Source organism: Amnibacterium flavum (assembly GCF_003097495.1).
GTDB lineage: Bacteria > Actinomycetota > Actinomycetes > Actinomycetales > Microbacteriaceae > Naasia > Naasia flava.
Genome location: NZ_QEOP01000001.1, coordinates 1,013,086 through 1,027,049, shown reverse-complemented (window position 1 = coordinate 1,027,049; position 13,964 = coordinate 1,013,086). Strand labels below are relative to the sequence as shown.

General features: G+C 69.8%; 13 protein-coding genes. 6 read left to right on the top strand and 7 right to left on the bottom strand.

The genetic code is table 11. From position 1 onward, the window contains the following. Positions 1-36: 36 nt before the first annotated feature. Together DDQ50_RS04855 and DDQ50_RS04850 are read left to right on the top strand one after the other, a co-directional pair. A complete protein-coding gene (locus tag DDQ50_RS04855) occupies positions 37-564 on the top strand; it encodes an ArsR/SmtB family transcription factor (RefSeq protein ID WP_116755539.1) in 528 nt (175 codons plus the stop codon). Continuing rightward, positions 561-1,826 carry an MFS transporter gene (locus DDQ50_RS04850; RefSeq protein ID WP_116755538.1) on the top strand — a complete coding sequence of 422 codons (1,266 nt, stop codon included), beginning with the start codon at positions 561-563 and terminating at the stop codon, positions 1,824-1,826. Before DDQ50_RS04855 ends, DDQ50_RS04850 begins: the two co-directional genes overlap by 4 nt. A gap of 40 nt (positions 1,827-1,866) precedes the next feature. Here the strand turns inward: DDQ50_RS04850 and DDQ50_RS04845 are convergent, their stop codons facing one another. Continuing rightward, a complete protein-coding gene (locus tag DDQ50_RS04845) occupies positions 1,867-2,682 on the bottom strand; it encodes a ribokinase (RefSeq protein WP_116755537.1) in 816 nt (271 codons plus the stop codon). A gap of 269 nt (positions 2,683-2,951) precedes the next feature. Between DDQ50_RS04845 and DDQ50_RS04840 the strand changes: the two genes are divergently transcribed. From DDQ50_RS04840 to DDQ50_RS04825, 4 genes are all read left to right on the top strand, one after another. Beyond that, a complete protein-coding gene (locus DDQ50_RS04840; protein WP_116755536.1) occupies positions 2,952-4,349 on the top strand; it encodes an MFS transporter in 1,398 nt (465 codons plus the stop codon). A 104-nt stretch (positions 4,350-4,453) separates the two neighbouring features. Beyond that, entirely contained in the window at positions 4,454-4,879 is a 426-nt protein-coding gene (locus DDQ50_RS04835) for an RbsD/FucU family protein (protein ID WP_116755535.1), read from the top strand. Positions 4,880-5,011: 132 nt separating this feature from the next. Next, on the top strand, positions 5,012-5,227 hold the full coding sequence (locus DDQ50_RS04830; RefSeq protein WP_116755534.1) for a hypothetical protein: 216 nt from the start codon (positions 5,012-5,014) through the stop codon (positions 5,225-5,227). A gap of 28 nt (positions 5,228-5,255) precedes the next feature. Continuing rightward, complete coding sequence (locus DDQ50_RS04825) at positions 5,256-7,139, top strand: ABC transporter ATP-binding protein (RefSeq protein WP_116755533.1); 1,884 nt, start codon at positions 5,256-5,258, stop codon at positions 7,137-7,139. A gap of 65 nt (positions 7,140-7,204) precedes the next feature. On the opposite strand, the gene DDQ50_RS04820 is transcribed toward DDQ50_RS04825, so the two are convergent. The 6 genes from DDQ50_RS04820 to DDQ50_RS04795 all read right to left on the bottom strand — a co-directional run bounded on the left by DDQ50_RS04820 (position 7,205) and on the right by DDQ50_RS04795 (position 13,954). Then, positions 7,205-7,729 (bottom strand): flavin reductase family protein, encoded by a 525-nt coding sequence (locus DDQ50_RS04820; RefSeq protein ID WP_116756098.1) that lies wholly within the window; start codon positions 7,727-7,729, stop codon positions 7,205-7,207. 5 nt (positions 7,730-7,734) lie between these two features. Next, entirely contained in the window at positions 7,735-9,141 is a 1,407-nt protein-coding gene (locus DDQ50_RS04815) for a flavin monoamine oxidase family protein (RefSeq protein ID WP_205663572.1), read from the bottom strand. Beyond that, the gene (locus DDQ50_RS04810; RefSeq protein ID WP_165829691.1) at positions 9,138-10,517 is read right to left on the bottom strand and encodes an NtaA/DmoA family FMN-dependent monooxygenase; all 1,380 of its coding nucleotides are present in this window, start codon (positions 10,515-10,517) and stop codon (positions 9,138-9,140) included. Before DDQ50_RS04810 ends, DDQ50_RS04815 begins: the two co-directional genes overlap by 4 nt. Positions 10,518-10,590: 73 nt before the next feature. Beyond that, on the bottom strand, positions 10,591-11,595 hold the full coding sequence (locus tag DDQ50_RS04805; protein WP_116755531.1) for an adenosine deaminase family protein: 1,005 nt from the start codon (positions 11,593-11,595) through the stop codon (positions 10,591-10,593). After that, positions 11,592-13,172: an ABC transporter permease gene (locus DDQ50_RS04800; protein ID WP_116755530.1), complete on the bottom strand. Its 1,581-nt coding sequence runs from the start codon at positions 13,170-13,172 to the stop codon at positions 11,592-11,594. Before DDQ50_RS04800 ends, DDQ50_RS04805 begins: the two co-directional genes overlap by 4 nt. Next, entirely contained in the window at positions 13,169-13,954 is a 786-nt protein-coding gene (locus DDQ50_RS04795) for an ABC transporter ATP-binding protein (RefSeq protein ID WP_116755529.1), read from the bottom strand. Before DDQ50_RS04795 ends, DDQ50_RS04800 begins: the two co-directional genes overlap by 4 nt. Positions 13,955-13,964: the final 10 nt, after the last annotated feature.

Below are 13,964 nucleotides of genomic sequence, written 5' to 3'. Positions count from 1 at the left end.
TTTGACGGTGCGTCGACGCGGTGTCAGCATGGCGTCATGTCCACCCTCGACGAGCTCCGGGCGACCGCCCATCCGATCCGGCTCCGACTCCTCTCCCTGCTGACCGGGTCCGCCATGAGCGCCGCCGAAGCCGGGCGCGAGCTGGGCTGTTCGCAGGCGACGGCGAGCTACCATCTGCGCGTCCTCGAGCGGGCGGGACTCGTGCGCGTCGTCGAGACGGTGCGGCTCAGGGGCGGTGAGGCGAAGCGCTATCGGCACGAGTCCTCGGCGGAGCACTTCGACGTCGACGCGGTGCGGCCGGTCGGGCCCGGCGCCTCCGAAGAACGGATCGCCTACGTCGATGCACTGGTCGAGGAGTTGAGACGCCGGGTCCGTCAGCGCACGGACGGCCCGCAGGTGTCGACCGACGCCGAGCTGTGGGTCGATCCGGCGACGTGGCGGCGCGTGGTCCACCACGTCGGCGAGGCCTCTGCTCTGCTCCACGCCGCCGCCCAGCCGCCGCGAACACCGGGCACACGGCCGGTGTCCATGACCGCGGCACTGTTCCCGCTGAAACGGTCGTGACGAGGAGTCGGGCCGAGCCCTCGTCGAATCGGCCCGAACGGCGAAGCGGAGCCGGTCCCCTGTCTCATTCCGCGTTCCGCTGGCTGCTCGCCGCCCGCACCACGAGCATCCTCGGCAACGCCGTCGCCCCGATCGCCCTCGCGTTCGCCGTGCTCGATCTGACCGGCTCCGCCGCCGACCTCGGACTGGTGGTCGCCGCACGGTCGGTGGCCAATGTGGCGATCCTCCTGCTGGGCGGGGTGATAGCGGATCGGCTGCCCCGCGATGTCGTCCTGGTCGGCACCTCCCTCGCGGCGGCGGCGACGCAGGCGGGCATCGCCGCGCTGGTCGTCACCGGAACAGCGACTATCGGATCGCTCGTCCTCCTGAGTGTGCTGAACGGGGCCGTCGCCGCTGTGAGCCTGCCGACGTCGGCCGCCCTCGTTCCCGAGACGGTTCCCGTCGCACTGCTTCGCCCGGCGAACGCGCTGCTCCGGCTCGGACTCAACGGCGGGAGCATCGTCGGCGCCTCCGCCGGAGCCGGCCTCGTCGCGATCGTCGGCCCCGGGTGGGGCCTGGCCGTCGACGCGGCCGGCTTCGCTCTGGCGGCGGTCCTCTTCTCCCGGATGCGCCTGCCGAGGAGAACGCCCGTCACTGCGCAGGCGGGCACGTCGGCGTCGCTGCTCGGCGACCTGCGGGAGGGATGGCGGGAGTTCTCGAGCCGCCGGTGGGTGTGGATCGTGGTCGCGCAGTTCTCCGTTCTCAACGCCGCGTTCGTCGGCGCGACGACGGTGCTGGGCCCGGTGGTCGCCGATGAGTCGTTCGGACGGTCGGCCTGGGGTCTCGTGGTCGCCGCGCAGACCGTCGGGCTGGCGCTCGGGGCGGTGCTCGCCCTGAGATGGCGACCGCGGAGGGCGCTGGGGATCGGCGTCGCCCTGATGGCCGTCACCGCCGTGCCGATCGCGTCGCTCGGGTTGCTCCCCGCCCTCCCCGCCCTGATCGTCGCCTTCGCGCTCGGCGGTATGTCCATCGAGATGTTCGCCATCGCGTGGGATCAGTCGCTGCAGACCAACATCCCCCGTGAGGTGCTGTCGCGGGTCTACTCCTACGACATGGTCGGCTCGTTCGTCGCCGTCCCGGTGGGCGAGGTCGTCGTCGGACCGCTCGCCCATGCCATCGGGACGCCGCAGACCCTCGTCGGCTGCGCCGCCGTCATCGTCGTCGCCACCTTGGCCGCCACCTCCTCGGCGAGCGTACGACGGGTCACTGCGGCCTCACCGTGACCGCACGTGGAGCGGCGCGACGGCGGACAGACGCGGCCGATCAGGCCGGCTGGGCTCCCATCCAGCGGACGGAGGCGCCGGCGGCGGCGGATGCGGCGCGCATCGCGGTGTCAGGGCCGTCGCCCGCGGCGAGCCGCGCGGCGAGCGTTCCGCAGTAGCTGTCGCCAGCGCCCGTCGTGTCGACGACATCGTCGACCAGGTCGGCGGGGACGGCGTTGTCTCCCCAGCGGGATCCCTCACCGCCGAGCGTCGTGAGCAGGGATGACGCGGAGAGCCCGGCTCTCTCCAGCAGCGCGGCCTCGTGCTCGTTGACCACGACGGGATCGGCCGCCTCCAACCATTCGGCGGGGACGTCGGAGTACGGCGCCAGGTTGAGCACGACGCGTGCTCCGCGATGCACGGATCGGCGGACGGCCTCTCCGACCGCGGTCATGTCGATCTCGAGCTGCAGGAGCACGACGTCGCCGGGACCTGTGGAGTCGAGAAGAGCGAGATCGTCGGTGGATACGCGGGCGTTCGCGCCCGGCGACACGATGATCGTGTTCTCGCCGTGCGAATCCACGGCGATCGCCGCGTGACCGGTGACGCTGCCAGTGTCGATGCGAACGCCGGTGACGTCGATGCCGAGGCGGGTGAGCCGGTCGAGGTAGCGCCGGCCCATCTCGTCGTCGCCGACTCTGCCGATCATGGCGACCTCGGCTCCGGCGAGCGCGGCGGCGACGGCCTGATTGGCCCCCTTGCCGCCGAACAGCTGCTGGAGGTCTCCACCGCGCACCGTCTCACCGGGGGCGGGGTGCCGTTCGACCTCGACAACCGAGTCGATGTTGAGACTGCCGACGACGACCACTCTGCCCATGCATTCGATCCTGCCAGACGGGGAGCGGGGCCGCGGCAGGCGACGACGGAGGCGGAGATCCCCATGATCCCGGGAGAGGCGTACGATAGACCGGTCATTTCGCCTCGACCGGCCCCGCGCACCACCACCGCGCTCGCCCGATCCCAGCGCGATGCAGCCCGATCGCCTGCGGAAGATCCCACCGGTTGCATCAGTCGGCTGCTGTGCGAAAGTCCCGCGCTCCTCCCGTCAGCCGCTGCTGACGATCCCACCTGTCATCTGAAGGAACCATGACCGCCAGCGTCACCTCATCCGGAACGTCCCCCGTCGGCAACCCGCGCTCCCGCGTCGTTCTCGCGAGCCTGATCGGCACCTCGATCGAGTTCTACGACTTCTACGTCTACGCGACCGCCGCGGTGCTGGTCTTCCCCGCTCTGTTCTTCCCGAACGCGGACCCGACCACGTCGCTCCTGTCGTCGTTCGCCGCGTTCGGCGCCGCATTCGTCGCCCGCCCCGTCGGATCCGTCCTGTTCGGCCACTTCGGCGACCGGATCGGACGCAAGCGCGCGCTCGTCGCGACCCTGCTCACGATGGGCATCGCGACGGTCCTGATCGGCCTGCTGCCCACCGCGCTCACGCCCGGGTGGGAGTTCTTCGCCCCGGCGCTGCTCGTTCTCCTGCGCTTCTGCCAGGGCCTCGGTCTCGGCGGCGAGTGGAGCGGTGCCGCGCTGCTCGCGACCGAGAACGCTCCGAAGGGCAAGCGCGCGATCTACGGCACCTTCCCGCAGCTCGGCGCCCCGATCGGGTTCATCCTCGCCAACGGCGTCTTCCTGATCCTGGCCACCACCATGTCGGCCGAGGACTTCGCGGCCTGGGGCTGGCGCATCCCGTTCATCGCGAGCGCCGTCCTCGTGATCGTCGGCATCTACGTGCGATTCAAGCTGCTCGAGACCCCTGCGTTCCAGAAGGTCATCGACCAGGGCGAAGTGCTCAAGGCACCCGTCGCGCGCGTCTTCAAGACCAGCTGGTGGCCGCTCATCCAGGGCACGTTCATCATGCTCGCGACCTACGTGCTCTTCTACCTGATGACCACGTTCACGCTGACCTACGGCACGACCGCATCATCCGTCGAGACCGCTCAGGCCGCGGCGGAGGCGGCGGGCAAACCGTTCGACGCGGCGGGCTTCGTGCCGGGTCTCGGCTACCTGCGCAACGCGTTCCTGATCATGCTGATCGTCGGTGTCGTGTTCTTCGGCATCTTCACCCTGGTCTCGGGTCCGCTCGCCGAGCGCTTCGGGCGTCGCAAGCACCTGATCTGGACGACCGTCGGCATCTTCGTCTTCGGTCTGCTCTTCGTCCCGCTGTTCGGCGGCGGATTCGTCGGTGTGATGGCCCTGCTCATCGTCGGCTTCTCGCTCATGGGCCTCACCTTCGGCCCGATGGCGGCGGTGCTACCCGAGCTGTTCCCGACGAACGTGCGCTACACGGGCTCGGCGATCAGCTACAACGTGTCGAGCATCCTGGGTGCGGCCGTCGCGCCGTTCATCGCGGTCGCGCTCTGGAAGGCGGCGGGCGGCAGCACCGTGCTGGTCGGCGTCTACCTCAGTGCGATGGCGGTGCTGACCCTCATCGCCCTGCTCGTCACGAAGGAGACGAAGGACGTCGCGTACGAGAACAACGTGAGCTGACCCTCTCCAGCACTGTGGCCCGCTGCGTCCCCCTGGACGGAGCGGGCCACTGCTGTGTCCGGGCCTGTCGATAGCATCGAGGCAGGCCTATCGAAGGAGAAGGAATGCTCAAGGGAATCGATCCGATCCTGAACGGGGAGCTGCTCAAGATCCTCGATGAGATGGGACACGGCGACGACATCGTGCTCGTCGACCGCAACTTCCCGGCCCACAGCGGCGGCAACCCGGTCGTCAACCTCGGCGATATCAGCACGACGCGTGCCGCCCAGGCGGTGCTCTCCGTGTTCCCTCTCGACACCTTCGTCGAGCAGCCCGTCGGGCGCATGGAGGTCCGCGACGACGCGTCGATCGTGCTCGACTCGCACGACGAGGTCCTGGCCGTCGCGCAGGCGGACTTCGAGAGTCATCTCGAATTCGAGGTCGTGCCGCGGTTCGACTTCTACGCTCGCGCGCGTGCCGCCTACGCGGTGATCCTGACCCTCGACCCCCGCCCGTACTCCTGTTTCTCGTTCAAGAAGGGCGTGATCTAGCCCCCGGAGCAGGACACTCGAGCATCGGCGTACAGTTGTCGCGGGCCGACTGGACTGCCCAGGACCGCATCGCCGATGATCCCGAGCGTCAACGATGGTTGACGATTTGTTTCTGTCAACTAAGGTTGACAGATGGACCCCGGATCGATCCACACCCTCGCGGGAGACGCTGACTCCGACGACCCGATCGTCGCCCTGGGCGCCATCGCGAGACTGCGAGCCGAACTCGACCGCGTCGAGGCGGTCGCAGTTCGCCGAGCACGGGTGACCGGGACCTCGTGGCAGCTGATCGCGCTGGCTTTAGGAGTCACCCGACAGGCGGTCCACAAGAAGTACGGACGCAGATGATCCACCCGATGAAGAGAGCCCGCCGACAGTGAGCAGCACCGAGACCACCCCCCGTCGTTCCCTCTTCCGCCGCCCGCCGCGCGGCGAAGGCCCCCGAGCCTCCCTCGGCCAGATCTGGCCCTATCTCGCCGAGCATCGCCGCATCCTGATCGTCGTCGTCGTACTCAGCGTGATCGGCGCGGTCACCTCGCTCGCCCAGCCGCTTCTCGTCAGCTCGGTCATCTCGACGGTCCAGGCGGGCGATCCGCTCGGCGGCATCGTGTGGCTGCTCGTCGTGCTGGTCGTCGGATCGGGTCTCGCGTCCGGATACCAGCACTATCTACTGCAGCGCACCGGCGAGGGTGTCGTGCTGACCTCGCGGCGACGCCTCGTCGCACGCATGCTCAACCTCCCGATCGGCGAGTTCGACACCCGCAGGGTCGGCGACCTCGTCTCCCGCGTCGGGTCCGACACCACCCTGCTGCGGGCCGTCCTGACCCAGGGCGTCGTCGAGTCGATCGGCGGTGCGCTCACCTTCATCGGCGCACTCATCGCGATGCTCATCCTCGATCCGCTGCTGCTCCTGCTCACCGTCCTCGTCGTGGCGGTCGCCGTGTTCACCGTCGTGACGCTCTCCGCTCGGATCCGTCCGGCGGTGAAGGAGGCGCAGAAGAAGGTCGGCGACCTCGCCGCCGCCGTCGAGCGCTCGATCAGCGCGATCCGCACGGTCCGCGCCTCCAACGCGACCGACCGAGAGATCGCCGCTATCGACCGCGACGCGCAGGGGGCGTGGGAGCAGGGCATCAAGGTCGCCAGGATCTCGGCTCTGATCGTGCCGATCGCCGGCATCGCGCTGCAGGTCTCGTTCCTCGTGGTGCTCGGAGTCGGCGGCTACCGGGTGGCCAGCGGCGCGCTCAGCGTCGCGAACCTCGTCGCGTTCATCCTGTTCCTGTTCATGATGGTGATGCCGCTCGGGCAGTTCTTCGGCGCCGTGAACGCGGTGAACCAGGCACTCGGTGCGCTGGGACGCATCCAGGAGATCATCGCGCTGCCGACCGAGTCGCAGAACGATCGCGACATCGCACCCCTGGCCGTACTGGTCGGCGCCGCGAACGACGCGGTCCGCCCCGAGTCCCCCGCCATCGAGTTCGACGACGTGACCTTCTCCTACCTCGCGCTCCGCGAACCGGATCCCGAGGCCACCGATGCCGACGCCGTGAGCGGTGCTCCGGCGGCTCCCGTGATCGAGCGCCAGGAGGTCCTGCACGGGGTGAGCTTCCGGGTGCCGCGCGGCTCGCGCACCGCGCTCGTCGGCCCATCGGGCGCCGGCAAGAGCACGACGCTGTCGCTGATCGAGCGCTTCTACGATCCCGAGGGCGGTCGGATCCGCCTCGGCGGGCTCGACATCAAGAGCCTCGACCGCGAGGTGCTCCGCTCGCAGATCGGCTACGTCGAACAGGACGCCCCGGTGCTCGCCGGCTCGCTCCGCGACAACCTGCTGCTCGCGAGCCCCCTCTCGACCGACGAGGACTGCATCGAGGTCCTCGAGCAGGTCAACCTGACCGAGGTGCTCAGCCGCGACCCGCTCGGTCTCGACGCTCAGGTGGGAGAGGACGGCATCCTGCTTTCGGGCGGCGAGCGTCAGCGTCTCGCGATCGCGCGCACCCTGCTCGCCGCTCCCCCGGTCCTGCTTCTCGACGAGTCGACGTCGAGCCTCGATGGACTCAACGAGCAGCGCCTGCGTGGCGCGATCGACGCGGTCGCCGAGAAGCGCACGCTCATCGTGATCGCGCACCGGCTGTCGACCGTCGTCGACTCCGACCAGATCATCGTCCTCGACCACGGACGTGTCGTCGGCGTCGGCACCCACGCCGAGCTCATCGAGTCGACCCCGCTCTACCGCGACCTCGCGCAGCACCAGCTTCTGGTGTGACGTCGCTGAGTCGCCCAGTTCGGCCCACTAGACCTCAGGAATAGGGGCCGAACTGGGCGACTCGGTCAGGCGTCGCCGATCTCGGCCTCCGCGAGCTGGAGGCCTCGGAATGCCGAGCCGTGGAACACGAGCGGCTTGAGGCCGGGGTCAGCCCCGAGCGCGACCACTTCGAGCAGCGCGATCGAGTGGTCGCCGGCCGGATGCTCCCCCGAGACCCGGCATTCGAACCAGACCGGGGCGCCGGCGATGAAACGCGCGGTCGCTCCGGTGTGCCGCACGGGTACGTCGGCGAACCGCGCGAGCTTGTCGCGGCCGCTGATCTGACGCGCGAGCGCCCCCTGATCCTCGGCGAGTACCGAGACGCCGATCGTCTCGGCGGTCCGGAGGACGGGCCAGGTCGTCGAGGTGAGCTGGATCGCGCAGGACACGAGGGGCGGCTCGAACGAGACACCGACGGTGAAGGCCGACGCCACCATGCCGTGGGTCTCGCCGTCGACCTCGGCGAGCAGCGCGACGACCCCCGACGGGAAGTACGAGAACGTCCTCCGCAGCTCCTTCGGATCGGACGCGTACCGCGGAAGTTCGGCCATCTCCGTCACAGGGCACCCCGTTCCTCGGCCGCGAGGGCGGCGAGCACCTCGGCGGCGACGCGCTCGCCCGACCGCACGGCGCCCTCCATGTATCCGGTCCATTCGCCCGCGGTCTCCGTGCCCGCCCAGTGGATCGGACCGACGGACTCGGTGAGCGCGGGGCCGTAGCGGGTCCAGGTTCCGGGCGCGAGATGACCGCTGTAGCAGCCGCGCGCGAACTCCTCCGACATCCAGTCGAATTCGAGGTACTCGAGGGGGTCCGCGGCGCGTGCCCCGAAGAGCAGCACCGCGGCGGCCAGGAAGGCATCGCGTCGGGACTCGGCGTCGGTCGGACCGGGACCGATCGTGTCAGCCCCCTCGATGAAGGCGACCAGCACGCCCCGGGGGTAGCCGACAGGCGTGTTGTCGAGGACGACGCGGATGGGACCCGCGTCGAGCACACCCTCGCCACTGAGACCGGCGTCCGCCCAGAACGGCGTCTCGTAGACGAGGTAGAGCTTCACGACCGAGATCGCGTGCAGCCGCTGGGTCAGCTGGTCGCGTCGGCTCGGCATGATCGGGTCGTACTCCAACCGACCGGCGAGCGGGGGCGGAAGGGTGACGATCACGTGCCGCGCCCGGAACCTCGCGCCGTCACGGGTGATCGCCTCGACCCCGTCCGACACCCGGATGGTCCGGACCGCCGCTCCCGTCACCACTCGTTCGCCGAGCAGCTCGCCGATGGCGACGCAGACCGCCGAGGCACCGCCCGTGACCCGCTCCTCCTGCGCTTCGCGGCTCACCCCGAGGAGCGAGCGGATGTGTCCCCCCGAGCCGAAGTAGTAGGCGGCGTGCAGGAGCGAGACATCCACCGGGTCGGGGGCGAAGATCGCCTCGCAGGATTCGCTGAAATACGAACGGGCGGCGGGCGAGCCGAGCGACCGATCGATCCAGTCGGCGAAAGTCCCCCGGTCGAGCGATTCCGCTCCGGGAGTCGACCAGGGCGAAGCCATATCCACGCTGTCGACGATGGCGGCGAAGCGCTCCGCGGCCTGCCGCACATCGGCTGCGTCAGCCGGTGACAGCACGGCAAGAGCCTCCTCGCCCTCACCGATTTCGGTTCGAATGCCGTTCGTCACTCGCACGACGGCACCGGTCCGACCGGACGGTTCGGTGCTCAGACCGAAGCGCGCGATCAGGGCACGCAGCCGCAGGTGCTCGGGGCCCACCCACTGGCCGCCGAGCTCCAACCACTGGCCGTCGGCCGTCATCCCGGATCGAGTCCGCCCTCCGACTCGGGGTTCGGCCTCGACGACGGTCACGGATCGCCCCGCGTCGACCAGGGCGAGGGCGGCGGACAGCCCCGAGAAGCCCGCCCCGACGACGAGGACGTCGGCCTTGTCGGGCGCGTCGGCCGCAGCGGGCACGGTCACGGCGCGGCCGAGGAAGCGACAACCGGAACGCCGACGCCACGGCGGTGCGCCGCAGCCGGGTGGTCGGCGGGGAGCCGCGACGAACCGAACAGGCGATCCCGGAACGTCGTCGGATCGCCCTGAGGCGCGAGCGCCCCTCGCTTCCGGAGAACCGGGACGACGTGCTCGATGAACTCGACGTAGGACGCCGGGCTGACGAACGGCGTGTAGTTGAAGCCGTCGACGCCGGTCGCCTCGGCCAGGTCGATCATCTGCTGCGCGATCTGCTCCCCCGTGCCGAGCAGGATGAACTCCCGCATTCCACGCCGAGCGAAGTCGGCGAATGCCTCGGCCGCGGTCTTGCCGTTGTAGCGGGCGACCTGGGTGCGGCTCTGCTCCGTCGAGAGCGACGACACCTCGGTCTCCGGAGCCAGCGCGGCGAGGTCGATGCCGGTCATCTGCGCGAAGTAGACGCGCACCGCATCCTCGTCGATGTACGAGAGGTAATCGTCGAGCTTGCTCTGCGCGTCCTCGACCGACTCGCCGACGACGGCGGACAGACCGACGACCGTCTTGATGCCGTCGGGGTCGCGCCCCGCGTCCACCGCCTTCTGCTTCACCTGGACGACCTGCTTCGTCAGCGAGTCGGCATCCTTGCCCTGGAGGAACACCACCTCCGCGTTCCGGGCGGCGAAGGCGAGCCCGGCGGACGACGCTCCCGCCTGGAAGATGACGGGCGTTCGCTGCGACGACGGCTCGCTGTTGAAGTACCCCTCCACGTCGAAGTAGGTGCCGTGGTGCTCGACCTTGTGCACCTTCGAGGGGTCGGCGTAGACCCTCGCCGCCTTGTCCGCGCGGACGGCGTCGTCCTCCCACGACCCCTCGAGCAGCTCGTAGCTGACCTGCAGGTACTCCTCGGCGATCGCGTACCGCTCGTCGTGCGGGATGAACCGATCATGACCGAAGAGATCGCGGACGACGGTGCTCGTCGTGGTGACCACGTTCCAGGCGATCCGACCGTTCGTCAGGTGGTCGAGGGTCGCGAATCGGCGGGCATTCGCGAACGGCGCCTCATAGGTGGTCGAGGTCGTGACGGCGAAGCTCAGCCGCTGCGTCGCCGCGGCGAGCGCCGGGACCAGCAGCATCGGGTCGTTCTTCGGGATCTCTGTCGCCTGCTCGAACGCGACATCGGGGGTGCGTCCGTCGGTGCTCGGGTACCCGTAGGAGTCGGCGAAGAAGAGGAAGTCGAATCCGCCTTCGTCCAGGATCTGCGCGAGCTCGGTCCAGTAGCCGAGCGAGGTGTAGCGGAAGGTGTTCTGCTCGGGGTGCGCCCAGAGACCCTGACTCGTGAGGTTGAGCCCGTTGATCTCGAAGGCACCCAGGATGATGCGTGTCATGTTCGGTCCTCGTGTGTGGGGCGCGACGCGATCGCCGCGCGCGGTGATGGATGGGCGGAAGCAGGCCTCGCCATCAACCGGGTGCCGCGGTGAACCAGGCGGCCAGTGAGTCCTCGTAGATCGAGCGGGTGCCGGCCGACATTCCCTCCACCAGGAGTCCGTTGCGGGCGATGCCTGTGACCGCGGCGTCGTCGAGGTCCCACAGCTCGCGCGCGATGCGGTACTGGTCGACGACATCGCGGCCGAACCAGAGCGAGTCGTCGGCGTTGAGGGTGACGGGCACTCCCGAGTCGATGAGGGCGCGGACCGGGTGGGTCGGCAGGTCGACGGCGACACCGAGCGCGACGTTCGATACCGGGCAGACGTCGCAGACGATGCGCTCCTCGACCAGACGAGTCACGAGCGACGGATCCAGCACCGCGTTGACCCCGTGCGAGATCCGGCTGGCGCCGAGGACATCGAGCGCTTCGATGATGCTGTCGGGGCCGCCCGTCTGCCCCGCGTGCGCGACGATCTGCAGACCGGCGTCGCGGCCGATCCGTGCCGCGGTCACGAAACGGTGCAGGCCCGCGGGTTCGACGAATCCGGCGGTGCCGAGTGCGGTCACCCCGCGACCGGAGCGAGCAGCGGCGAGGGAAGCGAGCTCCGTGGCGAGGGAAACGTCCTGATCGGTGTTGATCGTCAGGTTGGCCCCCACCTCGATGCCCGCCTCGGCGGCAGCATCCTGCAACGCGCCGACGATGGTGTCCGTCACGACCGTGAGGCTGCCGAGGCGGGGAGCGTAGAGCTGCGGCTCGATCGCCGGTTCGAGGTAGAGCACCCCCCGCGCAGCCTCCTGATGCACGAGCGCTCGGCACAGCATGGCGAGATCGGCGAGATCGTCCACGAGATCGGGCACCGTGCCGTATGCCGCGAAGAAGTGGTCGACGTCGCGGAACACCGAGGGCACCTCGAAAGCCGCGCCGCGTCGACGTGCGAGTTCGAGGACGGCGTCGAGCGGATAGGAACCGTCCAGGTGGGCGTGCACGTGAACCTTCGGCAGCTGCAGCAGGTCGCGGCGCACGGCGACGGCCGTCATGAACGCCACCTCGTGACGACCTTGCGTTCGAGGGCGGCGGCACCCACGTAGGCGAGAACGGAGAGGACGATCGCGACCACGACTGCCGCCCAGGAGCCGTTGGTATCGAGGATGACGCGACGCTCGCTGAAGACTCTGCCGAGGCCGCCCTGACCCATGAGCCACTCCGCTGAGATCGCGATCAGGAAGGCGTTGGCAGCTGCGAGCCGCACGGCGATCAGCAGCGCGGGGACCGCGGCGGGAAGCGCCAGTCGGGTGAGCCGACGGAGCCGCCCCGTGCCGTAGATCGTGAAGAGATCGTCGCTGCCGGCCGGCCGAGCTCGGAGTCCGGAGCAGGCGAGGACGTAGATCGGGAAGAAGGCCATCAGCACGCACGATGCGAAGACGGTGGCGACTCCGTAACCGAGGAGGCTGCCGAGGATGGGGATGAAGACCACGATGGGCACGGTCGGGATGATGAGCGCGAGTGGCGAGAGCATCGCGTTCAGCCAGGGGAGCAGGGTGACGAGGATGGCGAGCGCGAGGCCGACGACGGCACCGGCGAGAAGACCGCCGAACGCCGACAGTGTGGTGAGGCCGGCCGCCGCGAGGAGCTCGGGCGCATCCGCCGCGAGCGACTCGGCCACTCCGAGAGGGCCGGGCGCGACGATCTGCGGCACGTCCCCGATCCAGATCCACGCCTGCCACCCGACGATGAGGAGAACCGGGATCAGAACGCCGATCAGCGCGCTCGCCGATTTGGCCAGCGGTGCCACATCGACAGCCGCTTCGCCGGAACGGCCGAACCGTCGGGATGCCGCCCGTTCGAGGACCGTCCCCACCAGGTAGAAGACGACGGAGACGAGTACCGCGACCACGGCGGCGGCCCAGAGGAATCCGTACTGGATGTTCCGCATCGCGGACACCATGAGCACGCCCAGGCCGCGGTCGGCGCCGAACCACTCCCCGAGGATGGCGCCGAGGATGGCAGCGGGAACCGCCAGACGTGCGGCATCAGCGGCCATGGGCAGGGCGCTCGGCAGCTCGAGACGGAAGAAGCGGGCGGTGCGCGACGCGCCGAAGACGCGGAACACGTCGGCGGGCGACTTCGACGCGGACCGCAGCCCGTCGCCGACGGTCAGGACCGTCGCGAACAGCACGGACAGCGCCGCGAACACCTCGGGGATGAACGGACGGGCGGGCACGCTCATCAGGACCGGGCCCAGGGCGACGATCGGGATGGCGTTGATCAGAACCGTCACGCGGACGAGCGGCGTCGTCGAACGCGGGAACCAGGCGGTGACGCTCGCGACCATCGCACCCAGCAGGTAGCCGATGAGCCCACCGACGAGGGCTCGGCCGCCTGTCGCCAGTGCGGCGCGGAGAAGGATGTCGCCCTTATCGACGAAGGCATCGAGAACCGCGGTCGGTGGCGGCACCGCGCGCCCGAGTACCCCGCTCACCCCGATGACCTGCCAGATCAGCACGAGCGCCAGCACTCCGGCGACGGGCAGGACCGCGCGCGGCAGGCGCAGAGGTCGCGCGCCGTTCTCCGCGGCCGGGCGGGTCCGCGGAGCTGCTGTGGCCGAGACGGTCACGCCGCGGTCCCGGTCTCGGTGTCGTCATCGTCGAGCGCGGCGGTGAGCTGTGCAACGAGCCGCAGGAACTCCGGCTGTCCGAGCACGGCCTTGGTGCGGTCGCGTCCGAACGGCACGTCGACCGTCAACTTGACCCGCCCCGGCCGTCCCGTCATCACGACCACCCGATCGGCGAGGAACACGGCCTCCTCGACCGAGTGCGTCACCAGGAGGGTGGTCGACGCCTCCGCGGCGAGGATGCGGGCCAGTTCGACATTGAGGCGGTGGCGGGTGACCGCGTCGAGCGCGCCGAACGGCTCGTCGAGCAGCAGCACCCGCGGCGCGAGGGCGAGGGAGCGGGCGATCGAGACGCGCTGGCGCATGCCCCCGGAGAGCTGAGACGGGCGGGCACCCGCGAAGTCCGCCAAGCCGACCAGCGCGACGAGTTCGTCGACGCGAGCCTGGTCGACCGGCCGGCCGGTCAGCTTGTAGGGAAGGGCGACGTTGGCACGGACCGACAGCCAGGGAAGGAGGGCGTTGTCCTGGAACGCGACTCCTAGTGCCCCCTCGGCGATCAACGTCTGCGGGCTGGATCCCGCTACGGTGACGCTGCCCCGATCAGCACTGTCGAGCCCTGCCACGATGCGGAGGACCGTCGACTTGCCGCACCCCGATGGACCGAGGATGGCGACGAACTCGCCCTCCGCGACGGAGAGGGTGAAGTCGTCGAGCGCACGAACCGTTCCGGCTCCGCTCACGAAGCTCTTGCTGATGCCGTCGAGCTCGATCCCGATGTCCGTCACGACTCCTCCC

Bases quoted from the DNA above. Each gene is read 5' to 3' on its own strand.
- DDQ50_RS04855 (WP_116755539.1), top strand. From the start codon at position 37: ATGTCCACCCTCGACGAGCTCCGGGCGACCGCCCATCCGATCCGGCTC.
- DDQ50_RS04845 (WP_116755537.1), bottom strand. From the start codon at position 2,682: ATGGGCAGAGTGGTCGTCGTCGGCAGTCTCAACATCGACTCGGTTGTC.
- DDQ50_RS04840 (WP_116755536.1), top strand. From the start codon at position 2,952: ATGACCGCCAGCGTCACCTCATCCGGAACGTCCCCCGTCGGCAACCCG.
- DDQ50_RS04835 (WP_116755535.1), top strand. From the start codon at position 4,454: ATGCTCAAGGGAATCGATCCGATCCTGAACGGGGAGCTGCTCAAGATC.
- DDQ50_RS04830 (WP_116755534.1), top strand. From the start codon at position 5,012: ATGGACCCCGGATCGATCCACACCCTCGCGGGAGACGCTGACTCCGAC.
- DDQ50_RS04820 (WP_116756098.1), bottom strand. From the start codon at position 7,729: ATGGCCGAACTTCCGCGGTACGCGTCCGATCCGAAGGAGCTGCGGAGG.
- DDQ50_RS04810 (WP_165829691.1), bottom strand. From the start codon at position 10,517: ATGACACGCATCATCCTGGGTGCCTTCGAGATCAACGGGCTCAACCTC.
- DDQ50_RS04805 (WP_116755531.1), bottom strand. From the start codon at position 11,595: ATGACGGCCGTCGCCGTGCGCCGCGACCTGCTGCAGCTGCCGAAGGTT.